Source organism: Streptomyces ficellus (genome assembly GCF_030406405.1).
GTDB lineage: Bacteria > Actinomycetota > Actinomycetes > Streptomycetales > Streptomycetaceae > Streptomyces > Streptomyces ficellus_B.
Genome location: NZ_JAUEPL010000014.1, coordinates 88,594 through 114,306, shown reverse-complemented (window position 1 = coordinate 114,306; position 25,713 = coordinate 88,594). Strand labels below are relative to the sequence as shown.

Sequence of the window (25,713 nt, the reverse complement as noted above, 5' to 3'; positions counted from 1 at the left end):
GCGGCCAGCAGCCGGTTGGCCAGCTCCACCACACCGGCCGGGACGCGGAACCCGGTCGTCAGGGCCACCACGGGGACGGACTTCCTGCCCAGGTGGGCCAGTTGACCGGCCCAGTCGCGGGCCGCCCTCGCCCATCCGCCGCCGCGGGTCGCGCTGCAACAGCCCCCGGATCACGGGCAGCAGGGGCCCGGCCGCCGCGGGCGGTCTGACGTCCTCCTCCACGACCGCGTGCAGCACGCCGCCCAGCGAATCGCGGTGGAACGGCGACTGACCGGTCAGCGTCGCGCACAGCAGCGCCCCCAGCGACCACAGGTCCGTCTCCGGCCCGGCCTGCGCGCCCTGCATCCGCTCCGGCGCCGTGTACTCGGGCGACCCGACGAACATCCCCACCTCGGTGATCGTCGTCGACCCGGCGAGCTGCGCGATACCGAAGTCGGTGAGCACGACCCGCCCGGTGCCGTCCTCCAGCAGGACGTTGGCGGGCTTCAGGTCCCGGTGCAGCACACCCAGCGCGTGCGCGGCACGCAGCGCGCTCAGCAGCGCCAGACCGATGCGGGCCGCCTCACGGGCGTCGAGCGGGCCGTTGGCCGCGATGCGTTCGGCGAGCGAGACGCCCTCGACCAGTTCCATGACGATGTACGGGACGCCGTCCTCCTCGACGACGTCGTGCACGCAGACGATGTGCGGATGGTGGACGCGCGCGATGGCGCGCGCCTCACGGAGGGTCGGGTGGACGGCGCTCCCCACGTCGACGTGGAGCTCCTTGACGGCCACGCGGCGGCCGAGCAGCTCGTCGTACGCCCGCCAGACCGTGCCCATGCCTCCCCGTCCGAGCCGGGCCTCCAGCCGGTAGCGTCCGACGATCCGCCGCTGTTGCCCTGTTCCGGACACGGCACATCCCCTCTGCTCGCGCCGAGGGTCACTCCTCGGCGGGACGCCAGCCGCGCAGCACGATGTCGAACTGCTCCCGGGTCACCGGCCAGTCGGCCGCGGGAGCGGACATGAACAGCGCGTACTCGGTTCCGTCATCCGCGTAGTACACCTGGTCGATCGCATGCCGCTCGCCCGCGTTGGCGTTCTTTTCGACCCAGGTGAACTCCCACAGACAGGATTCCAGTTGATCACGGAAGGTGTTGGTGCGCAGCTGCTTCCGCTCATACCGGGGGAGTCGCTTCTTCAGTCCTTTCTCGATATCGAGCATGTGACGGCAGGGATCGTCGTAGTCGGGTGAGGCGTCTGCGCTGATACGGATGAGGTGGCGGCCGTTGTCGGGGGTGTAGTCGATCCGGCCGCCCTCGCTCAGCCGCTTCCAGCCTTTGGGTATGAGAAGGCTGAAACCCGTTGGGTCCTCGACCCGTTCCCACCCCTCCGGAACGGACCCTTCCGCCGGTGCGGAGCCGCCTCGGCCCTCGCTCCCGCCGTCACCCTGGCCGCCGTACCGCATCACGCCGAAGCCCGCGGCGCTGCCCACGGCGGCGGCGAGTACGACGACCAGGGCGGCGGTACGCCAACGTTGTCGCCGGGGGGCCGGGTTGACGTCCGCCGCCTCCCGCGCGTACGGCCGGTGCCGCTCGCTCTGGTCCCGCCCCGGCTCGGGGGCGTGGACCGGGGCCGGGATCGGGGCCGAAGCCGGCGCCGGCAGCTCGGCGGTGGCGGCGGCCAGTTCCTCCCGGCTCACCGGCCGGGTCGGCACGTACGCCTGGGCGGCGGCCGGGGTGCGGCCCTCCATGGCCTCCAGCAGCATCCGTCCGGTCTCGGCGGCCTCAGGGCGGTCGGCGGGGTCCTTGCGGAGGAGGGCGGTGATCACGGGCCCGAGGGGGCCTGCGTGCACGGCCGGCGACGGCTCCTCGGTCACCACGGCCTGCATGGTGCTGATCGGTGACGTACGGCGGAACGGCGAGTTCCCCTCGACGGCCGCGTAGAGCGTGGCGCCCAGGGACCACAGGTCGGAGGCGGGTCCGGGGTCGCCGCCCCGTACCCGCTCGGGGGCCAGATAGTCGATGGAGCCGACCAGTTCCCCGGTACGGGTGATGGTCGAGTCGCCCTCGATGGCGGCGATCCCGAAGTCGGTGAGCAGGACGCGACCGTCGCGGGCGAGCAGCACGTTGCCCGGCTTGACGTCCCGGTGCAGCACTCCGGCGGCGTGCGCGGCCCGCAGCGCGCCCAGCACGTGCAGTCCGATACGAGCCGCCTCCCGCGCGTCGATACGGCGGTTTTCGGCCTCCTTGGCGGCGTCGGCGAGGGAGGGCCCGTCGACGTGCTGCATCACGATCCAGGGGCGGTCGTCGTGCTCCAGCACATCGTGGACGGTGACGACGCCGGGGTGGGTGATGCGGGCGGCGGCACGCGCCTCCTTCTGCGTACGGGCGTGCAGAACGACCCGGTCGGCCTCGGAGACGTACCGTCCGGCCGTGAGCTCCTTGACGGCGACGGTCCTGTGCAGCACCTCGTCGTGGGCGCGCCAGACCTTGCCCATGCCGCCGCGGCCGATGACCTCGCTCAGCCGGTACCGCCCGGCGAGTACGAGACCCGCGCCCATGCCCTCAGAGTGTTCCACTGTCCCCCGCTCATTCTTTCGGAGGCCAGATTACGGAGGGGCATACGGTGGCCGAAACCTCGGGGTTGCCAATATGAGGTTGTGGTAGGGCGGTTTCAGCGCGTAAAGCGGTAGGTGTTGACCGCCTGTTGGTAGATTTCGGTCACCTTGTCGCGCTGGCTCTCCGGTCCGATGACCTGAATGACGTGGTAGCGGTCGCCGATGACGAGCGCGAGGTTGCGGACGTACACCTCACGGCCGTTGGCGTCGGACCAGGTGAACTGGCCCTCCGCCATGACCTGTCGGCCGATGTCTATCCGGCGCAGTCCGGAGGCGGTCGCCCAGGTGGAGTCCCGCCAGGGCTGGAGCTCCCGCTCCCTGGTGCGCTGGTACTCCAGGGGGTCGCTGCCGCCCGCCTGGAGCGTGTCCCGGCCGGGAACGACGATCAGGAGGAAGTCACCGCCGGTGTAGCGGACCTGGCCCACGTCGTTGATGGGGCTGCGGTGCCAGCTCTTGTCGACGCCGATGCGGAAGCCCTCGGGATCGTCGCGCACGATGTAACCGGCGGCGAGGCCCGGGGAGGTCGGCGAGGTAGGTGAGCCCGGTGAGTCGGGGGAGCCCGGTGTGATGGTGTTCGTGGAGGGCGCCTGACCCCCGGGGCTGGGCTGCTGCTGGGGGGCGGTCTGTCCGGGCGGTGCCGGCGTGGGTGCCGAGGCCCCCTGGGGCTGTGGCGGGGGCTGCTGCCGGCTCTGCGGTTCGGCCTTGGGCATGAACATCAGGGCGTACGCGACGGCGGCTGCCAGCGCGAGCAGGATGACGACCAGGAGGGTACGGCCGAGTGCGCGCGGCTCCCGGGCGCCCCGCGCCGGCCCCGCCTTCGTCTGGCGGTGGCGGCCGTGGGCGGCGCCGGACGCACCGGAGCGGCGCCTGCGGACCAGCTCGCCCCGGCGGCGTACGACGGGCAGGCGGGCGGTGTCCACGGACGGCATCGGAACGACCGCGGTGCCCGCGTCCGGCTCCGGCGCCGACCGCACGAGCGAGCGCAGCCAGCCGCGCAGCTCCTCGAAATCCGGCCGCTCGGTGGGGTCCTGACGCAGCAGCGACTCGACCACCGGACGCAGCGCACCGCACTCCTCGGCGAACGCGGGCGGCTCGGAGCAGACCAGCTGGACCAGCTCGGCGGCGTTCTCCTCGGGGTAGGGGGCGTGGCCCTGGACGGCGCGGTAGAGCAGCGCGCCCAGCGCCCACAGGTCGGTGGCCGGACCGATGGGCGGCGCGAGCTGCCATGTCTCGTGGACCGGCCCGGCCTGTTCGGGCGCCCATCGCTCCGTTACGGCTCCGACGACCGCGATCCGCGCCTGGCGGGCGCGCTCGGCGGCGAGGGGCGTGGCGGGGCCCCGATACCGGGAGGCCGCGGCGGGGGTGTGGTCGCGGCCGGGTACCGACTCCCTGGCGGGCTGCGGCAGGCGGGTTTCGGGCTCGCGGGTGTGGGGTGCGTGGCCATGGGGTGCGCCGGGCTCGGGCTCGGGCCGGCGGGTGTGGGGCCGGGTTTCGGGAGCGCGGTTGTGGGGTGCGCTGGGCTCGCGGCGGGCGTCGGCGCGCAGTGCGTCCCTGTTGCCGTACGGGGAGACGCCGCCGCCCGCCGGGACGGAACCCGAGCCGCCGCCCGGCCCGTCGCTCCAGCTGCCGGTCAGCAGGGCGCGCCGGGGGGCTCCGCCCTCGGGTCCCGTGTCGCGCTCGACGCCGGCCGCACCGTCCGCGTCGTCGTCATCCTCTTCGACGAGGTGGGCGGCCTGGGACCACCAGTGCGCCTGGTGGTCGGCCGGGGTGCCGCCCGCCGGGGCCGCCGGGCCCTGGGGTGCGGGCGGCAGCGGCAGGGCGGTGGCCGCCTCGTTGGCGCGGGCGGCGGCACGGGCTCCCGCCCGGTACGCCGCGATGGCGCCCGCCCGGGTGGCCCGGGTCTCCGTCAGGGGCCGGTCGCCCGGGGACGCCGCGTACTGCTCGGGGAGCGCGGGGGCGGCCGGTTCGTACCCGGGCGCGAGGGCGGGAAGGGGCGCGGGGCCGGGGGCGGGAGCGGTCGGGGGCGCCGCGGTGCGGGGCAGGTCGTCGTCCGTGTCCGGATCGGGCACCGGGGCGTACCCGCACAGGGCCTCTTCCGCGGCGCCCGCCGCGAGCCCCGTCAGGACGACCCGTCCATCGTCACAGACCAGCACCGTGCGGGCGGTGATGTTCCGGTGGATCCAGCCGTGCGCGTGGAGGGCGCGCAGCGCGGTGAGCACGTCGGAGCCGATCTCGGCAGCCCGGTAGGGGTTCAGCGGCTTCTCCGCGAGCAGCGCCGCCAGCGGCCGGCCCGCGACCAGTTCACTCACGATCCACAGCGACCCCGCCTCGGCGAAGACGTCGAAGACCTGGTCGAGCCGCGGATGGTCCGGGATCTGCGCCGCTGCCTGCGCGGCCTCGACGGCCCGTCGTACGACCGGATCGGCCGGCCGCCGGGTGGTCCGGCCGGCCGCCGCCCCTCCGCGTGGCGCCACGGACCCGGCCGGTCCGTCATCGTCCAGCATTTCCGCTTCGACGACCTCCGGCAACGGAAGCTGCCGGACCAGGACTTCCTGACCGCTGTAGGTGTCGAAGGCGCGCGTCTCGACGAGTTCGTACTCGTCAGAGGGCGGCAAGGGCAGGCGGTAGCGGTCGGCGAGCACCCTTCCCGCGTAGTCGTCCACGACGCCGCCTCCCCACGAGCGCGCTGTCGCCCGGTCTCGGTCTCACAGATCGTACGCAACCGTCAATTGTGGTCACTTCGCATGCATTTACCCGCTGATCCAGGCTGAATCCGGCTGAACTCCGCTGCGTACGGTCTACGAGCTCTCACGATACGTGGCCTTGGTCAGTCCTTGGGGCTGAACGTCGCGAACGCCGTGTCCCTCAGCGTCTTGCACTCCGCGCCGTTCCACTCGCTGGACTTGCAGGTGATCATGATCGAGTAGCCGCGCTTGTCGTCGACCTTGAAGCCCCTGTTGAGCACCCGTACCCGCTGACCGTTCTGGTTGCGCTCGAACTGCCAGTCGGCGACCGTCGGGTAGCCCTTGTACTCGACCTTCTCTATGCCGTGGTGCGTGTAGCCGCTGACGCTGGCCCTGAGGCCACCCATGGCGGCGTTCCAGGCAGCCGCGGCGTCGTCCTTGGGGTCGCTGCCGAAGTCGACCTGGACGCGCGGGAACCCTCCGTTGGCGCTGAATATCGCACCGGAGTTCTGCCCCGCTATGCCCGTCATACGGAAGGTCGACGGCATGGCCATGGTGAAGTGGAACCGGTCGTTGCTCACCATGGTGTACCCGGCCGGCAGCGCCGCCACGCCGCTGCCGGGCCCACCGGACGGCTTCATGCCACCGGTGCTGGTGCCCGTGCCGGCGCCGTTGCCGGTGCCGGTGGCGGGCTGTCCGGCGCCCTGCTCCTTGCCCTGCTCGCCGTCGGACCGGCCGGCGTTGCCGCCCGTGGGGCTCGGGTCGGCCGTGGCCCCGGCCGACGCCGCCTTGTCGCCGCCGGCCGTGCCCTGGCTCTTGCCGCCCGGCTCGTCGTCACCGCTCAGGGCGACGGCCAGCACGGTGGCGACGACGGCCAGCACGGCGACGACCGCGATGATCACCAGGGTGCGCCGCGGCACCACGTCGGTGAGCGGCGCCCTTACCGGCGCGGGCGGTCCCGGCCGTTCCGCGGGCCGGGGGCGCGTCGTGGACTCCGGCCTCGCGGCCGCTGCCGCCGCCGCGTTGCGTACGGAACGCAGCGCGCCGCGCATCCGCTCCGCCGCCGCGTCGGCCGCCGGCCTGGCCTTCTCCGCGTTGCTCTGGGCGTTCTTCCGGGCGGCCTTCCGGGCGGTCTCCTGGGGCGGGAACGGCGGCAACGGCACGACGCGTGTGGCCTCCGGTGACGGCTCGGGCACCGGCGGCGCGACGGGCTCGTCGGGCGCGTGGATCACCTCGTTGAGCAGCGCCCGGGCGCCCGCGTCGTCGAGCCGCTTGGCCGGGTCCTTGTGGAGGAGGCCGTAGATGACCTCTTCCAGGGGACCCGCGTTCTTCGGCGGGTCCAGCTGCTCGGTCATCACGGCGGTCAGCGTGGCGATGGCGGAGCCCTTGTCGTACGGCGGGCAGCCCTCCACGCACGCGTACAGCAGGCCACCCAGCGACCACATGTCCGCCGCGGGCCCTGGCCGGTGGCCCCGGGCGCGCTCCGGCGAGATGTACGAGGGCGCGCCGACGAGCATGCCGGTCGAGGTGATGGACGGGTCGCCCTCGACCTGCGCGATACCGAAGTCGGTGAGAACCACCCGGCCGTCCTCGGCGATCAGCACATTGGACGGCTTCACATCGCGGTGCAGGATGCCCTCACGGTGCGCGGAGCGCAGTACGTCGAGGATCGCGAGCCCCACTTCGGCGGCGCGCCTGGGCGTCAGGACGCCGTCCTCGCGCACGGCGTCGGCGAGCGACTTGCCCTCGATGAGCTCCATGACGATCCAGGGACGGTCGTCCTCGTCGACGACGTCGTACACCGTGACCGCGCCGTTGTTACGGATGCGGGCGATCGCCTTGGCCTCGCGGAGGGTGCGCGTGATGAGACGGCGCTTCTCGTCCTCGTCGATGCTGTTGGGGAAGCGCAGTTCCTTGACGGCGACGGTACGGCCCAGCGTCTCGTCCACGGCCCGCCAGACGGTGCCCATCCCGCCGCGGCCGAGGACCGCGCCGAGCCGGTACCGGCCGGCGAGCAGGCGCGCCTGGCTGGTCCCCCGCCCCGCCGACTGCCCCTCGGCCCGCCCGCCACGCCCGGTCCCGGCCTTGCGTTCCTGCGCGGTCGTACCGCTCTTACCCCCCTCGGCCTCCGCCCATCCGGGCACCTTGCCGCCTCCGCCCCCTGCGGCCCTGCGGCCCGGGGCGCCCGCGCCGGCCCTCCCGTCCTCGGCCCCCTTGCCGGCCTGGGCACCCTTACCGGCCTCCGCGCCCTCGCTGGCATGGGCGCCCTTACCGGCCTCGGCCGCCGTGCCGTTTGTGGCTCCCCCGCCGACTTCGGCACCCTTGCCGGCCTGGGAAGCCTTGCCGGGCTGGGCACCCTCGGCCACCTCGCTGGCCTGGGCGCCCTTACCGACTTCGGCACCCCCGCCGGGCTGGGCGCCCTCGCCGACCTCGGCACCCCCGCCGGGCTGGGCACCCTTACCGACTTCGGCACCCCCGCCGGGCTGGGCGCCCTCGCCGACTTCGGCACCCCCGCCGGGCTGGGCACCCTTACCGGCCTCCGCGCTCTCGCCGGCCTGGGCGTCCTTACCGGCCGCGCCCTTGCCGGGGTCCGTGTCGCTGCCGGGCTCGGTCTTGGCATTCTTCGGCGCGCCCGAGCGGGCGGCGGGAACCGAACTCCGCGTGCCCGGGCCCGAAGACGGCGCCGTAGCGGACGCCTCGTCACCTGGCTCCGCCGCGCCGCGGCCACCGGCGTCACCCGCCGCGTCCTGCTTCTGGCCCCGCTCGGCACCCGGCCTGCCGGCCGCGCCGTCACTCGCTCCGGCGCCCAGCTTCATGGTGGTGTCCTTGCCGCCGGGTTCGGTGCCCGGCTTCCCGGGGGCTCCGTCCTCGGCCTTGCCGGCGCCCGGCTCCGCGTCGGGTCCGGCGTCCGCCGCGGCGCCCGACTTCCTTGCGTCCCGCTGAGGTTCCCGAGCCGCGTTCCGCGACTGCTCCGCTCCCGACATGCGTCCCCTCTGCGATCCCTGATCCTCGCCCGCGCCTGCCGCTTCCGCGCGATGCGGTAACCCGCCCTGGAAGAGCCCCCATTGTCTCTCACTCCGGGACCGGCGCTTCTCCCGGGTCCTTCGTCGGTCAGGATGGGCCCCGAGGAAAGGAGCCCCCGATGCCACTCCCCAGGGCCCGGCTCGCCGCTCCGCTGGTCACCGCCCTGCTCGGGTTGGGCACCGGCCCGCTGTCAGGGGAACCCTCCCCCACCCCTCCCTCCTCCGTTCTGCCACGGTTCGTGGCCGAGGGCAACGCTCCGGCCGCCGCAATGCTCTCGGCCTCGCCCACCGCGTCGCAGTTCGAGGCCGCCGGCACCGGCATCGACCGCGCCGACCGCTTCCGCGCGGGCAGCATCACCAAGACGTTCGTCGCGACGGTCGTCCTCCAGCTGGCCGCCGAGCGCCGGTTGGGCCTGGACGACCCGGTCGGCCGGCACCTTCCCGGCCTGATCCCCGGCGAGGCGGGCCGCCGCGTCACCCTGCGCGCGCTGCTCACGCACACCAGTGGCCTGCCCGACTACACCGACCGCGGCGGCGCCCTCTCGTCCATGGCACCGGGCACCGCACGCGAGGCGGTTCGCCGTGCCCTGACCCGCCCGCCGGGCCCCGTGGGCAGGTACGCGTACTCCAACACCAACTACGTCCTACTCGGCCTGGTCATCGAACACGTCACCCACCGCCCCTACGCGACCGAGGTGCAGCGACGCATCCTCACCCCCTTGCGCCTCACCGGCACTTCGTTCCCCGGCGCGCGGCGCACGCTGCCCGCCCCGCACGGCCGTGCGTACGACGCGGCCGGCCATGACGTCACCGCGCTCGATCCGCGCACCGCCGACGCGGCGGGCGAGCTGATCAGCACCCTCGACGATCTGAACCGCTTCTACGCCGCCCTCCTCGGCGGCCGCCTCCTTCCCGCCCCACAGCTCCGCGAGCTGCTCGACACCCGCCCGGCGAGCGGCGACTACGGCATGGGCATCTACCCGCGCACGCTCTCCTGCGGCACCACCGTGTGGGGCCACAACGGTCACATCACCGGCAGCTATGCCCGTACCGCCGCCACCGCCGACGGCCGACACACCGTCACCTTCCGCGTCAATACGGACGCTCTCGGCCCCAGCACGCTGAGCACGCTGGAACCGGCGCTTCTCGAAGCCGAATTCTGCCGGCAGCCCCACCACACCGAGCAGCCCGCGCGGAACTAGAGCGGAACGATGTCCGGAGCGCCCAGTCGGGCCGCGTCAGCCGTCAGGTCGTCCGGCTGGCGCTGCGACTCCCGTTCGGCCTCCACCCGCTTCTCGTAGTGCTCCACCTCCTTCTCGATGTGCCGTTCGTCCCAGCCCAGCACCGGCGCCATCAGCTCCGCGCACTCGCGCGCGCAGCGCGTGCCCCGGTCGAAGGTCTCGATCGAGATCCGCGTCCGCCGGGTGAGCACGTCGTCCAGGTGCCGGGCGCCCTCGTGCGACGCGGCGTAGACGACCTCCGCCCGCAGATAGTCGTCGGCACCGCCCAGCGGTTCGCCGAGTTTCGGGTCGGCGACGATCAGTTCCAGCACCTCTTCGACCAGCGAGCCGTACCGGTTCAACAGGTGCTCCACGCGCGCCACGTGAAGCCCTGTCCGGGCCGCGATGCGGGCGCGCGCGTTCCACAGCGCCCGGTATCCCTCGGCGCCCAGCAGCGGCACGTCCTCGGTGACGCAGGCCGCCACCCGCGTGTCGAGCCCGTGCACCGCCTCGTCCACCGCGTCCTTGGCCATCACCCGGTACGTCGTGTACTTGCCGCCCGCCACCACGACCAGGCCCGGCACCGGATGCGCCACCGTGTGCTCGCGCGACAGTTTGCTGGTCGCGTCGGACTCGCCGGCCAGCAGCGGCCGCAGCCCCGCGTACACGCCCTCGACGTCGTCCCGGGTGAGCGGCACCGCGAGGACGCTGTTCACATGCTCCAGCAGGTAGTCGATGTCGGCGCTCGACGCCGCCGGATGGGCCTTGTCGAGGTCCCAGTCGGTGTCGGTGGTGCCGATGATCCAGTGCCGGCCCCATGGGATCACGAAGAGCACGGACTTCTCGGTCCGCAGGATCAGGCCGGTAGTCGAGTGGATCCGGTCCTTGGGCACGACCAGGTGGATGCCCTTCGAGGCCCGTACGTGGAACTGCCCCCTCTCCCCGATCAGGGCCTGCGTGTCGTCCGTCCACACCCCGGTCGCGTTGACGATCTGCTTGGCCCTGACCTCGTACTCGCCGCCCGCTTCCACGTCCTGCACCCGGGTACCGACCACCCGTTCGCCCTCACGGAGGAAGCCGATGACGCGCGCCCTGCTGGCGACCTGCGCGCCGTAGCTCGCGGCCGTCCGCACGAGCGTCGCCACGAAGCGGGCATCGTCCATCTGGGCGTCGTAATACTGCAGCGCCCCGACCAGTGCCTCCCGCTTCAGCGCGGGCGCCACACGCAGCGCGTGCCGCCGCGAGAGGTGCCGGTGCACGGGCAGCCCGCGCCCGTGCCCGGACGACACGGACATCGCGTCGTACAGCGCGACGCCCGACCCCGCGTAGAGCCGCTCCCAGCCCTTGTGCCGCAGCGGGTAGAGGAACGGCACGGGTTTGACCAGGTGCGGGGCCAGCCGTTCCAGCAGCAGTCCGCGTTCCTTCAGCGCTTCCCGTACGAGTGCGAAGTCGAGCATCTCCAGATAGCGCAGCCCGCCGTGGATGAGCTTGCTCGACCGACTGGAGGTGCCCGAAGCCCAGTCGCGCGCCTCCACCAGCCCGGTCGCCAGTCCTCGTGTCGCCGCGTCGAGGGCCGTTCCGGCGCCCACCACTCCGCCGCCCACGACGAGCACGTCCAGTTCACGATCGGCCATGGCCGCCAGCGCCTCCGCGCGCTCGGCGGGTCCCAGTGTCGCTGTCCTCACCGCTGCCTCCCGTCGTCCCCCGTGTGGCCGGGGCTCGTCTCCCCCGGATGGCCGGGGCTCGTGTCCCCGTTGGTTGGGGCTCGTGTCCCCGTTGGCCGGGGCTCGTCCCCGGTATGGCCAGGGCTCCTCTCCCCGTGTGACCGGGGCGCGTCCCCGGTATGGCCGGGGCCCACGGACTCGCCCGTGTGATCGGGCCCACAGACTCGATTCTGTCCCGCCCCTCCGACTTCAGCCACCGCCTGTGGACAACACTCCGCGTAACCTCGCCGCGCAATGCCGCATAACGGTCATATTTACGCCTAGTCTGACATTGCACACCGCTCGTTCTGTCCACAGGACTTGCGCGTCTCGTCCACTCCGGCTACTGGGAAGGACGGCATCACCCATGCCCGCAGACCTCGCCGTCATCGGCCTCGGCCACCTCGGACTGCCCCTCGCCCAAGCCGCCACAGCCGCCGGTATCGACACCATCGGCTACGACACCGATCCCCGACCCGTGGCGGAGCTCGCCGCCGGCCGTCCGCCGGTCGACGGCTCGCTGACCGCCTCGGAGATCCGCCGGATGCTCTCGGGGGGCTTCCGGCCCACCACCAACCCCGCCGAGCTCGGCCGGGTCCGTACTGCCGTGATCTGCACACCCGTGCCCCTCGGCACCCACCGCGCCCCGGACCTGACCGCCGTCGCCGAGGCGGCCCGCGCGCTGGCCGCCCGGCTGCGCCCCAACACCACCGTTCTGCTCGAATCCCCGGTCCACCCCGGCACGACCGAGCAGTTCCTGCTCCCGCTGCTCGAAGGCGGCTCGGGCCTACGGGCGGGCCGGGACTTCCACCTCGCGTACTCCCCCAGCCGCCTCGACCCCGGCAACCGCGCCCACGGGTACGCCCACACCCCGAAGGTCATCGGCGGCCTCACCCCCGCCTGCACGGAATCCGCCGCCGCCTTCTACGGCCGCCTCACCGACAAGGTCGTACGGGCCCGTGGCACGCGCGAGGCCGAGACCGTGAAAGTGCTGGAAACCAACTTCCGGCACGTCAACATCGCCCTCGTCAACGAGATGGCGGTGCTGTGCCACGAGCTCGGCGTCGACCTGTGGGACGTCATCCGGTGCGCCGAGACCAAACCCTTCGGCTTCCAGGCCTTCCGCCCGGGCCCGGGCGTCGGCGGCCACGGCGTCCCCGTCGACACCATCGGCCCCCACCGCCCGCTGCGCCTGGTCGAGTTGGCGGGCCAGGTCAACGAGCGCATGCCGCAGTACGTCATCCAGCGCTGCGCCACGCTCCTCAACGAGCACGGCAAGTCCGCGCGCGGCGCGCGCGTGCTGCTGCTCGGTATCACCTACAAGCCCGATCTGGCCGACCAGGAGGGCTCCCCCGCCACCGAGATCGCCCGCCGCCTGATGGACATGGGGGCCGTGGTCAGTTACCACGATCCGTACGTCGCCGACTGGCGCGTCCGCGACCTGCCCGTACCCCGGGCGGACTCCCTCTACGAGGCGGCGGCGGCGGCCGATCTGACGGTCCTGCTCCAGCACCACCGTACGTACGACCTCCAGGGGCTCGCGGTGAAGGCTCAGCTCCTCCTGGACACCCGCGGGGTCACCCCGGCCGGCGCCGCTCACCGTCTGTGACCATCCCGGACCCCGGCACCATCGGCACCGGAAACAAACTCCTTACGCGATGCGCTCAGCGGGAGGGGGTCCGGGACATTGAAGCGCCGTACCGTGCTCGCCGGCGGCGCCGGAGCCGCCGACAAGCTCGCCGACGTGGCTGCTTTCAGCACGTCCCGGCCGCCCATGGACCAGTCCCGGCGGACGCGGACGGTCCTGACCGACCGCGACCCGTCGGCGTCACCGGCTGCCCGCGCCGTATACGGGCTGCTGGCCGACCTGTGGAAGGAGGCCGCGGACGCCATGACGTACGTCTTCCTCGCCATAGCCGCGGTCACCGCCTTCGCCGGCGCGAAGAAGGCCAACGCGTAACGCGACCGCCGTACGCGAAAGGGGCCCGCGCCACCCGGCACGGGCCCCTTCACGTACTCAGACGCCAAACTTCAGGCACACCCCAGCAGCGCTTGCGTACGGCGCACGTACGACCAACCGTCAGCGCTTGTGCTGGGCGTCGGCGACCGTGACCTCGACGCGCTGGAACTCCTTGAGCTCGCTGTAGCCCGTCGTCGCCATCGCGCGGCGCAGCGCGCCGAAGAAGTTCATCGACCCGTCCGGCGAGTGGGAGGGGCCGGTGAGGATCTCCTCGGTCGTGCCGACCATGCCGAGGTCGACCAGCTTGCCGCGCGGCACGTCCTCGTGGACGGCCTCCATGCCCCAGTGGTGGCCCTTGCCCGGCGCGTCGGTCGCCCGTGCCAGCGGGGAGCCGATCATGACCGAGTCGGCGCCGCACGCGATCGCCTTCGGCAGGTCGCCGGACCACCCGACGCCGCCGTCCGCGATGACGTGCACGTACCGGCCGCCGGACTCGTCCATGTAGTCCCGGCGGGCGGCCGCGACGTCGGCCACGGCCGTCGCCATCGGCACCTGGATGCCCAGGACGTTACGGGTGGTGTGCGCGGCGCCGCCGCCGAAGCCGACCAGGACGCCCGCCGCGCCCGTACGCATCAGGTGCAGGGCGGCGGTGTAGGTGGCGCAGCCGCCGACGATGACGGGGACGTCCAGCTCGTAGATGAACTGCTTCAGGTTCAGCGGCTCGGCCGCGCCCGAGACGTGCTCGGCGGAGACGGTGGTGCCGCGGATGACGAAGATGTCGACCCCGGCGTCCACCACGGCCTTGGAGAACTGGGCCGTGCGCTGCGGGGAGAGCGCGGCGGCGGTGACGACGCCGGAGTCGCGCACCTCCTTGATGCGCCGCCCGATCAGCTCCTCCTGGATGGGGGCCGCGTAGATCTCCTGCAGACGGCGGGTCGCGGTCTCGGTGGGCAGCTCCGCGATCTCGTCCAGCAGCGGCTGCGGGTCCTCGTACCGGGTCCACAGGCCCTCGAGGTTCAGCACGCCCAGGCCGCCGAGCCGGCCGATGCGGATGGCGGTCTCCGGGGAGACCACCGAGTCCATCGGGGCGGCCAGGAACGGGAGCTCGAACCGGTAGGCGTCGATCTGCCAGGCGATCGAGACCTCCTTCGGGTCCCGGGTGCGCCGGCTCGGGACGACGGCGATGTCGTCGAACGCGTACGCCCTGCGGCCGCGCTTGCCGCGCCCGATCTCGATCTCAGTCACGATGTGTGGCCTTTCCCTCTACGTCTGCGCCTACCAGTATCCCCGACACACGAGTGAGGGGCGGTCCCGGCCGTATGCCGGGACCGCCCCTCACGCACGCGTGGATTACTTCCTGCTGTAGTTCGGCGCCTCGACCGTCATCTGGATGTCGTGCGGGTGGCTCTCCTTGAGGCCCGCCGACGTGATCCGGACGAACCGGCCGCGCTCCTGGAGCTCCGGCACCGTGCGCCCGCCGACGTAGAACATCGACTGGCGCAGGCCGCCGACCAGCTGGTGGACGACCGCCGAGAGCGGGCCGCGGAAGGGCACCTGGCCCTCGATGCCCTCGGGCACGAGCTTCTCGTCGGAGGCGACACCCTCCTGGAAGTACCGGTCCTTGGAGAAGGAGCGCTGCTCACCGCGGGACTGCATGGCACCGAGCGACCCCATGCCGCGGTACGACTTGAACTGCTTGCCGTTGATGAACATCAGCTCGCCCGGCGACTCCTCGCAGCCCGCGAGCAGCGACCCGAGCATCACCGTGTCGGCGCCCGCGACCAGGGCCTTGGCGATGTCCCCGGAGTACTGCAGGCCACCGTCGCCGATGACCGGGACACCGGCCGCCTTGGCGGCGAGGGAGGCCTCGTAGATGGCGGTGACCTGGGGGACGCCGATACCGGCGACCACGCGGGTGGTGCAGATGGAGCCGGGGCCGACACCGACCTTGATGCCGTCCACACCGGCGTCGATCAGGGCCTGGGCGCCGTCGCGGGTGGCGACGTTGCCGCCGATGACGTCCACCGAGGAGTTCGACTTGATCTTGGCGACCATCTCGCCGACCAGCCGGGAGTGGCCGTGCGCGGTGTCGACGACGATGAAGTCGACGCCCGCCTCGATGAGCGCCTGGGCACGCTCGTAGGCGTCGCCCGCGACGCCCACGGCGGCGCCGACCAGCAGCCGGCCTTCCTTGTCCTTGGCGGCGTGCGGGTACTTCTCCGCCTTGACGAAGTCCTTGACGGTGATGAGGCCCTTGAGGATGCCGGCGTCGTCGACGAGCGGGAGCTTCTCGATCTTGTGGCGGCGCAGCAGCTCCATGGCGTCCACGCCGGAGATGCCGACCTTGCCGGTGACCAGCGGCATCGGCGTCATGACGTCACGGACCTGCTGGGTCCGGTCGGTCTCGAAGGCCATGTCGCGGTTGGTGACGATACCGAGGAGCTTGCCCGCCGGGTCGGTGACGGGGACGCCGCTGATGCGGAACTTGCCGCAGATCGCGTCGGCCTCGGCGAGTGTCGCCTCCGGGCGGACCGTGATCGGGTCGGTGACCATGCCGGACTCGGAGCGCTTGACCAGGTCGACCTGGTTGGCCTGGTCGGCGATGGAGAGGTTGCGGTGCAGCACGCCGACGCCGCCCTGGCGGGCCATGGCGATGGCCATGCGGGCCTCGGTGACCTTGTCCATCGCGGCGGACAGCAGCGGGATGTTCACCCGTACGTTCTTGGAGATGTACGAGGAAGTGTCGATCTGGTCGGGCGCCATGTCGGACGCGCCCGGCAGCAGCAGCACGTCGTCGTAGGTCAGCCCGAGTGTCGCGAATTTCTCGGGCACTCCGTCGACGTTGGCAGTCATGACACCTTCCCCAAATTGCCTTGATCGGTGCGGATGTCCATGCTAACGGGCTGCGGCGGTGTCTCATTCCACGAGCAAGATCACCGGGAAGGTTTGGACGTTCACACGTATGGACGCGGCCATCGGGAGCCGGGGGCGGCTCACTGCTCGGCCAGCGCCCGCAGCCGGCTGAGCGCGCGGTGCTGCGCGACCCGTACCGCGCCCGGGGACATGCCCAGCATCTGGCCCGTCTCCTCGGCGGTCAGGCCCACCGCGACCCGCAGCACCAGCAGCTCGCGCTGGTTCTCGGGGAGGTTGGCGAGCAGTCGCTTGGCCCACTCGGCGTCATCGCTGAGCAGCGCCCGCTCCTCGGGCCCGAGGGAGTCGTCGGGCCGCTCGGGCATCTCGTCGGAGGGCACGGCGGTGGAGCCGGGGTGGCGCATGGCGGCCCGCTGGAGGTCGGCGACCTTGTGCCCGGCGATGGCGAAGACGAACGCCTCGAAGGGGCGCCCGGTGTCCTTGTAGCGCGGGAGGGCCATCAGCACCGCGACGCAGACCTCCTGGGCGAGGTCCTCGACGAAGTGCCGGGCATCACCGGGAAGCCGGTTCAGCCGTGTACGGCAGTAGCGCAGGGCCAGGGGATGGACGTGGGCCAGGAGGTCGTGCGTGGCCTGCTCGTCACCCTCGACGGCACGGTGAACGAGTGCACCGATCGCCCCGTGGGCAGTGGCCGCCTCGTCGTCACGCATCGGTCCATGGTGCCTTGACGGCCGTTCATCCGCGGCACCGCGTCCGCTGTTGTGCACCGAAGCGTTATGAGCAGGCGCGCCGGAACTCATCTCCTGCGCCCTCCCCTCCCGCTCGATCGACTCGTCCCCGAGGAACTCCACCCTTCAAGGATGCGGCATCGCGCGGGAAACAGATATCGGGCCTCCGCCGCCCCGTCCGCCGGGCGGCGGACGGGGATCGATACGGTCACGTGCTAGCGCACCAGGCCCCAGCGGAATCCGAGCGCGACCGCGTGCGCCCGGTCCGATGCGCCCAGCTTCTTGAAGAGCCTTCTGGCGTGGGTCTTCACGGTGTCCTCGGAGAGGAAGAGCTCACGGCCGATCTCCGCGTTGGAGCGGCCGTGGCTCATGCCCTCCAGCACCTGGATCTCGCGGGCGGTGAGGGTGGGCGCGGCGCCCATCTCGGCCGAGCGCAGCCGGCGCGGGGCGAGCCGCCAGGTCGGATCGGCGAGGGCCTGGGTGACCGTGGCCCGCAACTCGGCGCGTGAGGCGTCCTTGTGCAGGTAGCCGCGGGCGCCGGCCGCGACGGCGAGCGCCACGCCGTCCAGGTCCTCGGCGACGGTGAGCATGATGATGCGGGCGCCGGGGTCCGCTGACAGCAGCCGGCGTACGGTCTCCACGCCGCCCAGACCGGGCATGCGTACGTCCATCAGAATGAGGTCCGAGCGGTCCGCACCCCAGCGGCGGAGGACTTCCTCGCCGTTGGCCGCGGTCGTCACACGCTCGACGCCGGGCACCGTCGCGACGGCGCGGCGGAGCGCTTCTCGGGCAAGCGGGGAGTCGTCGCAGACGAGGACGGATGTCATGGCCGTCCTCCGCAGCTGATGCGCGTCACCTTGAGCCTCCAGGCTGGTTACGTTTCGTCACCTGTGACGGTTGACGCCCCCGGACATCTGCCCGAGCGCTTGTTCTCTCAACCGCCTCCGCACTCTCAACGACGGTCACTCGAAAGAGTTACGGGTCCACCCTCCCTCTTCGGCACTCTACGTGAGGGGGTGCGTACGGAGGAGAGCGACGCAGGTCACCGTTGCTTCACCCAGAGCTATGCCCCATTTAGCGGCTTTTCCTTCACTTTGTCGGTGTCTGTGGCTAGATTCGCAATGAGTCATATTTACATCTACTTAGACAGTAGTTGTACGGTCGTTGCTATATCGGCCCAGCCAATCCGCTCAGTTACCGGAACCAAGGGGACATGCGCTATGGCAGATTTCTCCCGCCTTCCCGGACCCAACGCCGACCTGTGGGACTGGCAGCTGCTCGCGGCCTGCCGGGGGGTCGACAGTTCGCTCTTCTTCCACCCCGAAGGTGAGCGCGGCGCGGCGCGGAGTGCGCGCGAGAACTCGGCGAAAGAGGTCTGCATGCGGTGCCCGGTCCGCGCGGAGTGCGCGGCCCACGCGCTGGCCGTGCGGGAGCCCTACGGCGTATGGGGCGGTCTCACCGAGGACGAGCGCGAGGAGCTCATGGGACGGGCCCGCAATCGTCTGGTCCAGACGTCGGCGACGACTTCGGCGCGCAACTGACCCCTCGCCCGAACACATGAAGGAACGTTTCTGCACATCTGCTCAGGGGCGACCACGGGCCGCCCCTTCGGCGTGGACAGTCCCTTCGGCTTGCGCCGCCCCTCCGGCCTGGGCAGTCCCTTCGGCTTGGGCCGCCGGCCGGCGGCGGTTCAGGTGCGCGCGGCCGCGCGTGTCAGTTCGTCCAGGGTGGCGGCGACCGCCGGGACCTGGGCCAGGTCGGGCAGCGTGAGGGCGACGACCTCCCGCTCGACGGCGGGCTCCACCGCGACCATCCGGGCGCCCCTGGGCCGTACCGACTCGATGGCGAGCTCGGGCAGCACCGCGACCCCGAGCCCCGCGCCGACCAGGCCGACCACCGCGGGGTAGTCGTCGGTCGCGAAGTCGATGCGCGGGGTGAACCCCGCGCCCTCGCAGACCTCCACGAGCTGGCGGCGGCAGCGCGGGCAGCCCGCGATCCACGACTCCCCGGCGAGCTCGCCGATGGCCACGGCTTCCGCCTCCGCGAGGCGGTGGCCCTCCGGGACCAGGCCGACCAGGCGGTCGGCGAGCAGCGGGCGTACGACGAGGTCGTCCCACTCCGCGACGGCCGGGCGGTAGCGGAAGGCGAGCGCCACGTCGCAGTCGCCCTCGCGCAGCATCTCGACCGAGCGGGGCGGTTCGGCCTCGACCAGGGAGACGCGGGTGCCGGGGTGCGCCGCGCGCAGGGCGGCGAGCGCGGTGGGCACGAGGGTCGAGCTGCCGCTGGGGAAGGAGACCAGCCGCACGCGCCCGGCCCGCAGCCCCGCGATGGCCGCGATCTCCTCCTCGGCGGCGGTGAGCCCGGCGAGGATGCCCGAGGCGTGGCGTACGAGCGCCTCGCCGGCTTGTGTCAGGCGCATCTCGCGGCCCGTACGGATCAGCAGCGGTGTGCCCGCGGACGCTTCGAGCGCTTTCATCTGCTGGCTCACGGCGGGCTGGGTGCAGCCCAGTTCGCGCGCGGCGGCCGAGAAGGAGCCGGTGGAGGCGACGGCGCGCAGCACACGCAGATGACGGGCTTCGATCACCCTTTGAATATAAGGCTCGCTTGGACTGGGCGCCAATTATTCGCTGGCTGCTTTGGGCAGCGTGGCGTTAGCGTGCCGCTCATGAGAGTTCTCACCGTGAACGTGGGGCGGTCCAGGGCCGTCGACTACACCGACGCGCCGAGCGGTACGTCCGGGATCGACAAGCGGCCGGCCGACGGGCCGGTCCGGGTGTCGGATCCGGGGCCGAGGGGCGAGGGCGAGAGGGGCGCGAGAGCGAGTGGCGTGGCCGGGGACGCGGTCTGTGACCTGCGCTTCCACGGCGGGAGACACCGGGCGGTGTACGCGTTCGCGCGCGAGGAGCTGGACCACTGGGAGGGCGAGTTGGGGCGTCCGCTCGCCAACGGCGCGTTCGGGGAGAACCTCACCACCTCGGGCATCGACGTCAACGCCGCGCTGATCGGCGAGCGGTGGCGGATCGGTTCGGCGGTCCTGGAGGTGGCGTCCGGGCGCATTCCCTGCCGTACGTTCGCGGGTTGGCTGGACGAACGGGGCTGGGTGAAGCGGTTCACCCGGCGCGCCGCCCCGGGCCCGCTCCTGCGGGTCGTCGAGCCGGGCGACATCCGCGCGGGCGACGCGATCGAGGTCGTGCACCGGCCGGACCACGACGTGACCGTCGAGGTCGCCTTCCGGGCGTGCACCCTCCAGCGGGAGCTGCTGCCGCGCCTGCTCGGGGCGGGTGAGGCGCTGGACCCCGAGCTCCGCGAGGTGGCGCTGTCGTACATTTCGCGAGCCGCCAGATCCTGACACTCCGTATATGTACGGGCGGGTCACGGCCGCCGCCTGTGGACGGCGCGCCGGCATGTCCGTGGGAGGCACTAACGTGCCGCGCATGACGACTGCACTGATTACGGGCGCGACGGCGGGAATCGGGGCCGCCTTCGCGCGGCGGCTGGCGGCGGACGGCCGCGACGTGGTGCTGGTGGCCCGGGATGTGAAGCGGCTCCGGGAACAGGCGACCGAGCTGCACGACCGGCATGGGATCGAGGCCGAGGTGCTGGCGGCCGACCTGGCCGAGGAGGACGGCATCGCGGCCCTGGAGGCGCGGCTGTCCGACCCCAAGCGGCCGGTGGACCTGCTCATCAACAACGCCGGGTTCGGCAACAAGGGCCGCTTCCTGGACGTGTCGATGGCCGACGAGCTGAGGATGCTGAAGGTGCACTGCGAGGCGGTGCTGCGGCTGACCTCGGCGGCGGCGGCTTCCATGCGCGACCGGGGGCGGGGCGGCGTGGTGAACGTCGCGTCGGTCGCCGCGTTCGTGCCGCGCGGCACGTACGGGGCGTCGAAGGCGTGGGTCGTGCAGTTCACGCAGGGCGCGGCGCGTGATCTGGCGGGCAGCGGGGTGCGGCTGATGGCGCTGTGCCCGGGCTTCGTGCGTACGGAGTTCCATGAGCGGGCCGGGATGGGGACGGACAACATCCCGGGCTGGCTGTGGCTGGACGCCGACAAGCTGGTGGCGGAGGCGCTGGCGGATCTGGCGCGGGGCAAGACGCTGTCGATTCCGGACCCGCGGTACAAGGCGCTGATGGGTGTGGTGAAGCTGGCGCCGCGCGGGCTGCTGGGAGGCGTGAGCTCCCGGGCGGGCCGCAAGTACGGGCCGCGGTAACCCTGCGGCCGCGCTCGCGACCCGCCCGCCCCCCGACGACCAGCCCCTGCCTGGCCGTCACCTGGCCGGAATCATGCGCGGAAAGTGATCGAACGTCAACAGTCGCGGAACGAATGATCGAAACTTCCGCCGTTCGATCATTCTGGTCTAGGGTCGGGCGACGACCGGGCGCCGCTCGATGGAGCCACCACACCCCGAGGGAGACTTCCGCCGTGCGCGAGAGTGCTGTTGAACGTCACGACCGTCTGCTCGCCCTGGTGCGGGAGCGCGGTACGGCGCGCGTCTCGGACCTCGCCGCGCAGCTGGGCGTCTCTCCGGTCACCGCGCGCCGGGACGTGGAGGCGCTGGCCGGCCGGGGACTGCTGGACCGCGTGCACGGCCAGGTCTCGTGGCCCGGGAGCCGGGGCGGGGCCGAGTACCGCCCGGGCGCCGAGCCGCCGGCCGCCGCGCCCGGCAGCGGGCCGGTGCTCGGCCTGCTGGCGCCGTCCGCGACGTACTACTTCGCCGAGGTGATCCGCGGGGCGCGCGAGGCGGCGGCCCGGGCCGGGGCGCGGCTGATCCTGCGGATCTCCGACTACCGGCCCGAGGACGACCGGGCGCGCACCGACGGCCTGCTGGCAGCGGGCGCGGAAGGGCTGCTGGTGGCGCCCGGCTGGCGGGCGCCCGGCGACCAGGCGGAGCACAGCGACTGGATCGCCGGGCTGCCGGTGCCGGCCGTGCTGCTGGAGCGGCGCGCGGCGCCGGGCTCCGCGCTGGACGGGCTGGACCGGGTGTCCTCCGACCACGGTCACGGGGTCCTGCTCGCCGTGCGCCACCTCGCGGGCCTCGGGCACGGCGCGCCGCTGCTGGTGGCCCGCGCGGACAGTCCGACCGCGCTCGCGGTGCGCGCCGGGTACGCCGAGGCACTGGGCGCGCTCGGGCTGCGCGCGCCGGGCCCGGTGATCGAGTCGGTGCCCGCGGAGCTGGACGCGGCGGGGTTCGAGGAGGCGGTCCGGGCGCTGCGCTCGGCGGTCGCCTCGGGCGGCGCGTCCGCGGCCCTGGTGCACAACGACGTGGACGCGATCCAGATGGTGCAGCGCCTCGCCGAGCTGGGCGTGCGCGTGCCGCAGGACCTGGCGCTGATCGCGTACGACGACGAGGTCGCCGCCCTCGCCGACATCCCGCTGACGGCGGTCGCCCCGCCCAAGCGGCAGGTGGGCCGGCTCGCGACCGAGCTGCTGGTCGAGCGGCTGGCCCGGGCGGCGCGCGAGGGGAGCGCGGAAGGCGAGGACGACGCGGACCCCCGGCGGCATCTGGCGCTGCTGCCGCGCCTTCGCGTCCGGGCGTCCTGCGGAGCCGCCGCACCCGAACCTGCCTGATCTATTTTCGATCAATCAATCTTTCGCTCTTGACTTCGCTCACGACTGGCTCAATCATCACGGCCACACCATCCGTGCCGCCGCCCGTTCAGGAGCCCTGCCATGAGCCGCAGTTGGAGCAGAACGTCCCCCGTCGTGGCCGTCACCGCCGCCGCCCTCGCCGTACTGACGGGGTGTGGCGGCGGCGGTGACGGGGCGTCGGCCCCCGCGGCCGACGGCAAGCCCGTGACCATCACCTTCTGGGGCTGGGCCAAGGGATCCAAGGACGTCGTCGACGCCTTCAACGCCTCGCACCGGAACATCAAGGTGACGTTCGAGGAGATCCCCTCCGGCAACGCCGGCGGCTACGCCAAGATCTCCAACGCCGTGAAGGCGGGCAATGCCCCCGACCTGGTCTCCATCGAATACCCCTCGCTCCCCGAGTTCGTCAGCCAGGGAGCGCTCCAGGACATCGGCGCCCACCTGTCGGACGACGTCAAGGGCAAGCTGCTGCCGCAGGCCGTGGAACTCACCACGCTCGGCGGCAAGAACTGGGCCGTGCCCTTCGACGCCGCGCCACAGGCCTTCTACTACCGCAAGGACCTCTTCGCGAAGTACGGGATCGAGGTTCCCACGACGTGGGCGGAGTTCAGGGCCGCGGCCGAGAAGGTGAAGAAGACCGACGCCAGGACCCGGATCGCCACCTTCTTCCCCGACGACCCGACCAGCTTCCAGGCGCTGGCCTGGCAGGCCGGTGCCCAGTGGTTCAAGGCCGAGGGCGACACCTGGAAGGTCGACACCACCGACGCCGCCACCCACAAGGTCACCGCCTACTGGCAGGGCCTGCTCGATGCCGGCCTGGTCCACAACCACGCCTCCTTCACCCCCGAGTGGACCAGTTCCCTGAAGAACGGCTCCACCATCGGCTACCTCGGCGCCTCCTGGGGCGCGGGCGTCCTCAAGGGCACCCTGCCCGAGCAGAGCGGCGCGTGGGCCGTCGCCCCGATGCCCACCTGGGACGGCAAGCCCGCCAGTGGCATGCTCGGCGGCTCCACCTTCGCCGTCACCAAGGACAGCGAGAAGGCCGGGCCCGCGGTGGAGTTCGCCACCTGGATGGCCACCACCGAGGAGGGCGTCAAGGCCCGGATCGCCTCCGGCACCTCCAGCGCCTTCCCCGCCGCCGCCGGACTCCGCCCGGTCGCCAAGGAGGCCTTCGACGCCGGCTTCTACGGCGGCCAGGACATCTACGCGCTCTTCGAGCGGGCCGGTGCCTCCATCAACCCCAACTGGGCGTGGGGCCCGGCCACCGGGACCACCAACCTCGCCATCAAGGACGGGTTCGGCAAGATCGCGAACGGTGGCACGACCCTCGCCGACGCCATCAGGGCCGGACACGAGGCGACCGTCGCGGAGATGAAGAAGCGCGGCCTGAAGGTCGAGGGCTGACCCCCGATGAAGGCCCGCGCCGCCCGCGCCCCCGCCCCCGTCCCCGCCCCCGCCCTCGCCCCCAAAGGCCCGACCGCACCCCCAGCCCCTGCCGCCACCCCTACCGTCGCCCCTACCATCGCCCGTGCCCGTACCGGCGCGGCCGCCGTCCTGCTCGCCCCCTTCTTCGTCCTGTTCACCGCGGTGATGGTGGTGCCGATCGGTTACGCGGTCTGGCTGAGCCTGTTCACCGAGAAGCAGTCGGGGCTGGGCTTCGGCGGCACCGAGACCGTCTTCACCGGACTCGACAACTACCTGGCGGCGCTGGGCGACCGGGCCTTCCGCGAAGGGTTCGGCGTACTGCTCGGGTACTGCCTGCTCTACATCCCGCTGCTGCTCGCCGGGGCCCTCACCCTCGCCCTGCTGCTCGACTCGGCGCTCGCCCGCGCCCGCCGCTTCTTCCAGCTGGCCCTTTTCCTGCCGCACGCCGTGCCCGGCATCATCGCCGCGCTGATCTGGGTGTACCTCTACACGCCCCAGCTCAGCCCGGTCGTCGAGGCCATGGAGTCCGGCGGCGTCGGCTTCGACTTCTTCTCGCCCGAAGGCGCCCTCCCCTCCGTCGTGAACATCGCGCTGTGGGAATGGCTCGGCTACAACATGGTGATCTTCTACGCCGCCCTCCAGGCCATCGACCGCTCCGTCCTCGAAGCGGCGACCGTCGACGGCGCGGGCTCCTGGCGGACCGCCTTCAGCATCAAACTCCCCCTCATCCGCGCCTCCTTGGCCATGGTGGCGCTGTTCACCGTCATCGGCTCGCTCCAGCTGTTCACCGAGCCGCTGATCCTCGACAAGGGCACGGGCTCCGCCGTCACCTCCACCTGGACGCCCAACATGTACGCGTACACCGCCGCCTTCGACCGCAACGACTACGGACTCGCGGCCGCCGCCTCCGTACTCCTCGCGCTCACCGCCGCACTGCTGTCCTTCGCCGTCACCCGCCTCACCGGCCGCCGCGCGCACGACCGGAAGGAGCAGCACGCATGAGCGCGACCGTCACCACCCCGCCACCCCCGCGTGTCACCGCGCCCCCGGCCGCGGCCGGCGCGGGCACCCGCAGGCCGCCGAGCCGCTGGCTGTCCCGGACCGCCGTCAACGGCGCCCTGCTGCTGTCCGCCGCCTACATGCTCTTCCCCCTCGTCTGGCTGGTCACCGCCGCCACCAAGGACGCGGGCGGCCTGCTGGCCGGAAACGCCTTCTCCTTCCAGGGCTTCGACCTCGGCGGCAACCTCACCCGCCTCGCCGCGTACGGCGACGGCGTCTACTTCCGCTGGTACCTCAACAGCCTGCTGTACGCGGGCGGTGGGGCGCTGGCCTGCTCGCTGATCTGCGTCGCCGCGGGCTACGCCTTCGACAAGTACGACTTCCGGGGCAAGGAGAAACTCTTCGGCGCCGTCCTGATGGGCGTGCTGGTCCCCACCACCGCGCTCGCCCTGCCCATGTACCTGCTCGCCAGCAGGACCGGCATCGTCAACACCTACTGGGCCGTGCTCATCCCCGTCCTGGTCAACCCGTTCGGCGTCTACCTCGCCCGTGTCTTCAGCGCCGGCTACATCCCCGACGAGGCCCTGGAGGCCGCCCGTATCGACGGGGCGGGCGAGCTGCGCGCCTTCTGGTCCATCGGGCTGCGCATGGTCATGCCGGGCTTCGTGACCGTCTTCCTCTTCCAGTTCACCGCGATCTGGAACAACTTCTTCCTCCCCCTGGTGATGCTCTCGGACCAGCGGCTCTTCCCCCTGAGCCTCGGCCTGTACGCGTGGAACAGCAACGCCCACGCCGAACCGGACTTCTACCCCCTCGTCGTCACCGGCTCCCTGCTCGCCGTCGTCCCGCTGGTCGTCGCCTTCGTCTCGCTCCAGCGCCACTGGAAGGCCGGCCTGACCGCCGGCAGCGTCAAGTGA

20 protein-coding genes are annotated in these 25,713 nt (G+C 72.4%); 10 read left to right on the top strand and 10 right to left on the bottom strand.

Annotation, left to right across the window (positions count from 1 at the left end; genetic code table 11):
• The 4 genes from QWM81_RS12555 to QWM81_RS12540 all read right to left on the bottom strand — a co-directional run.
• A partial coding sequence (locus tag QWM81_RS12555; protein WP_493660869.1) for a serine/threonine-protein kinase occupies positions 1-891 on the bottom strand: 891 nt, incomplete at its 3' end.
• A gap of 28 nt (positions 892-919) precedes the next feature.
• A complete protein-coding gene (locus tag QWM81_RS12550; RefSeq protein ID WP_493660868.1) occupies positions 920-2,557 on the bottom strand; it encodes a serine/threonine-protein kinase in 1,638 nt (545 codons plus the stop codon).
• A 95-nt stretch (positions 2,558-2,652) separates the two neighbouring features.
• Positions 2,653-5,259, bottom strand: coding sequence for a serine/threonine kinase C-terminal domain-containing protein (locus tag QWM81_RS12545; protein WP_290111904.1), 2,607 nt, complete (start codon positions 5,257-5,259; stop codon positions 2,653-2,655).
• Between the two features lie 164 nt (positions 5,260-5,423).
• Positions 5,424-8,264: a protein kinase domain-containing protein gene (locus QWM81_RS12540; RefSeq protein WP_290111903.1), complete on the bottom strand. Its 2,841-nt coding sequence runs from the start codon at positions 8,262-8,264 to the stop codon at positions 5,424-5,426.
• A gap of 158 nt (positions 8,265-8,422) precedes the next feature.
• On the opposite strand from QWM81_RS12540, the gene QWM81_RS12535 reads away from it, so the two are divergent.
• Positions 8,423-9,505: a serine hydrolase domain-containing protein gene (locus QWM81_RS12535; RefSeq protein WP_290111902.1), complete on the top strand. Its 1,083-nt coding sequence runs from the start codon at positions 8,423-8,425 to the stop codon at positions 9,503-9,505.
• Here QWM81_RS12535 and QWM81_RS12530 read toward each other — a convergent pair.
• Positions 9,502-11,208, bottom strand: a complete 1,707-nt coding sequence (locus QWM81_RS12530) for a glycerol-3-phosphate dehydrogenase/oxidase (protein WP_290111901.1) — start codon at positions 11,206-11,208, stop codon at positions 9,502-9,504. The two genes, QWM81_RS12535 and QWM81_RS12530, sit on opposite strands and share 4 nt — an antisense overlap.
• 385 nt (positions 11,209-11,593) lie before the next feature.
• On the opposite strand from QWM81_RS12530, the gene QWM81_RS12525 reads away from it, so the two are divergent.
• On the top strand, positions 11,594-12,835 hold the full coding sequence (locus QWM81_RS12525; protein ID WP_290111900.1) for a nucleotide sugar dehydrogenase: 1,242 nt from the start codon (positions 11,594-11,596) through the stop codon (positions 12,833-12,835).
• A 78-nt stretch (positions 12,836-12,913) separates the two neighbouring features.
• Positions 12,914-13,186, top strand: a complete 273-nt coding sequence (locus QWM81_RS12520; RefSeq protein ID WP_290111899.1) for a hypothetical protein — start codon at positions 12,914-12,916, stop codon at positions 13,184-13,186.
• A 120-nt stretch (positions 13,187-13,306) separates the two neighbouring features.
• On the opposite strand, the gene QWM81_RS12515 is transcribed toward QWM81_RS12520, so the two are convergent.
• The 4 genes from QWM81_RS12515 to QWM81_RS12500 all read right to left on the bottom strand — a co-directional run bounded on the left by QWM81_RS12515 (position 13,307) and on the right by QWM81_RS12500 (position 17,612).
• The gene (locus QWM81_RS12515) at positions 13,307-14,431 is read right to left on the bottom strand and encodes a GuaB3 family IMP dehydrogenase-related protein (RefSeq protein WP_290111898.1); all 1,125 of its coding nucleotides are present in this window, start codon (positions 14,429-14,431) and stop codon (positions 13,307-13,309) included.
• Between the two features lie 105 nt (positions 14,432-14,536).
• A complete protein-coding gene (gene guaB / locus QWM81_RS12510) occupies positions 14,537-16,039 on the bottom strand; it encodes an IMP dehydrogenase (RefSeq protein ID WP_290111897.1) in 1,503 nt (500 codons plus the stop codon).
• Positions 16,040-16,179: 140 nt separating this feature from the next.
• A complete protein-coding gene (locus QWM81_RS12505) occupies positions 16,180-16,767 on the bottom strand; it encodes a sigma-70 family RNA polymerase sigma factor (RefSeq protein WP_290111896.1) in 588 nt (195 codons plus the stop codon).
• A gap of 233 nt (positions 16,768-17,000) precedes the next feature.
• Complete coding sequence (locus tag QWM81_RS12500; protein WP_003948568.1) at positions 17,001-17,612, bottom strand: response regulator transcription factor; 612 nt, start codon at positions 17,610-17,612, stop codon at positions 17,001-17,003.
• Positions 17,613-18,005: 393 nt separating this feature from the next.
• On the opposite strand from QWM81_RS12500, the gene QWM81_RS12495 reads away from it, so the two are divergent.
• Positions 18,006-18,326, top strand: a complete 321-nt coding sequence (locus QWM81_RS12495; protein ID WP_290111895.1) for a WhiB family transcriptional regulator — start codon at positions 18,006-18,008, stop codon at positions 18,324-18,326.
• A 149-nt stretch (positions 18,327-18,475) separates the two neighbouring features.
• Here QWM81_RS12495 and QWM81_RS12490 read toward each other — a convergent pair whose 3' ends face one another.
• Positions 18,476-19,369 (bottom strand): LysR family transcriptional regulator, encoded by an 894-nt coding sequence (locus tag QWM81_RS12490; RefSeq protein ID WP_290111894.1) that lies wholly within the window; start codon positions 19,367-19,369, stop codon positions 18,476-18,478.
• A gap of 81 nt (positions 19,370-19,450) precedes the next feature.
• On the opposite strand from QWM81_RS12490, the gene QWM81_RS12485 reads away from it, so the two are divergent.
• From QWM81_RS12485 to QWM81_RS12460, 6 genes are all read left to right on the top strand, one after another.
• Positions 19,451-20,134: an MOSC domain-containing protein gene (locus QWM81_RS12485; protein ID WP_290111893.1), complete on the top strand. Its 684-nt coding sequence runs from the start codon at positions 19,451-19,453 to the stop codon at positions 20,132-20,134.
• An 85-nt stretch (positions 20,135-20,219) separates the two neighbouring features.
• Complete coding sequence (locus QWM81_RS12480) at positions 20,220-20,993, top strand: SDR family NAD(P)-dependent oxidoreductase (RefSeq protein ID WP_290111892.1); 774 nt, start codon at positions 20,220-20,222, stop codon at positions 20,991-20,993.
• A 212-nt stretch (positions 20,994-21,205) separates the two neighbouring features.
• Positions 21,206-22,351 (top strand): substrate-binding domain-containing protein, encoded by a 1,146-nt coding sequence (locus tag QWM81_RS12475; RefSeq protein WP_290111891.1) that lies wholly within the window; start codon positions 21,206-21,208, stop codon positions 22,349-22,351.
• A 102-nt stretch (positions 22,352-22,453) separates the two neighbouring features.
• Positions 22,454-23,776 carry an ABC transporter substrate-binding protein gene (locus tag QWM81_RS12470; RefSeq protein WP_290111890.1) on the top strand — a complete coding sequence of 441 codons (1,323 nt, stop codon included), beginning with the start codon at positions 22,454-22,456 and terminating at the stop codon, positions 23,774-23,776.
• 6 nt (positions 23,777-23,782) lie between these two features.
• Entirely contained in the window at positions 23,783-24,799 is a 1,017-nt protein-coding gene (locus tag QWM81_RS12465) for a carbohydrate ABC transporter permease (protein WP_290111889.1), read from the top strand.
• Positions 24,796-25,713, top strand: coding sequence for a carbohydrate ABC transporter permease (locus tag QWM81_RS12460; RefSeq protein WP_290111888.1), 918 nt, complete (start codon positions 24,796-24,798; stop codon positions 25,711-25,713). Before QWM81_RS12465 ends, QWM81_RS12460 begins: the two co-directional genes overlap by 4 nt.

Excerpts from the sequence above, each read along its gene's own strand:
- QWM81_RS12540 (WP_290111903.1), bottom strand. The coding sequence starts at position 8,264 with ATGTCGGGAGCGGAGCAGTCGCGGAACGCGGCTCGGGAACCTCAGCGG.
- QWM81_RS12535 (WP_290111902.1), top strand. The coding sequence starts at position 8,423 with ATGCCACTCCCCAGGGCCCGGCTCGCCGCTCCGCTGGTCACCGCCCTG.
- QWM81_RS12525 (WP_290111900.1), top strand. The coding sequence starts at position 11,594 with ATGCCCGCAGACCTCGCCGTCATCGGCCTCGGCCACCTCGGACTGCCC.
- guaB (WP_290111897.1), bottom strand. The coding sequence starts at position 16,039 with ATGACTGCCAACGTCGACGGAGTGCCCGAGAAATTCGCGACACTCGGG.
- QWM81_RS12505 (WP_290111896.1), bottom strand. The coding sequence starts at position 16,767 with ATGCGTGACGACGAGGCGGCCACTGCCCACGGGGCGATCGGTGCACTC.
- QWM81_RS12500 (WP_003948568.1), bottom strand. The coding sequence starts at position 17,612 with ATGACATCCGTCCTCGTCTGCGACGACTCCCCGCTTGCCCGAGAAGCG.
- QWM81_RS12495 (WP_290111895.1), top strand. The coding sequence starts at position 18,006 with ATGGCAGATTTCTCCCGCCTTCCCGGACCCAACGCCGACCTGTGGGAC.
- QWM81_RS12485 (WP_290111893.1), top strand. The coding sequence starts at position 19,451 with ATGAGAGTTCTCACCGTGAACGTGGGGCGGTCCAGGGCCGTCGACTAC.
- QWM81_RS12480 (WP_290111892.1), top strand. The coding sequence starts at position 20,220 with ATGACGACTGCACTGATTACGGGCGCGACGGCGGGAATCGGGGCCGCC.
- QWM81_RS12470 (WP_290111890.1), top strand. The coding sequence starts at position 22,454 with ATGAGCCGCAGTTGGAGCAGAACGTCCCCCGTCGTGGCCGTCACCGCC.
- QWM81_RS12465 (WP_290111889.1), top strand. The coding sequence starts at position 23,783 with ATGAAGGCCCGCGCCGCCCGCGCCCCCGCCCCCGTCCCCGCCCCCGCC.
- QWM81_RS12460 (WP_290111888.1), top strand. The coding sequence starts at position 24,796 with ATGAGCGCGACCGTCACCACCCCGCCACCCCCGCGTGTCACCGCGCCC.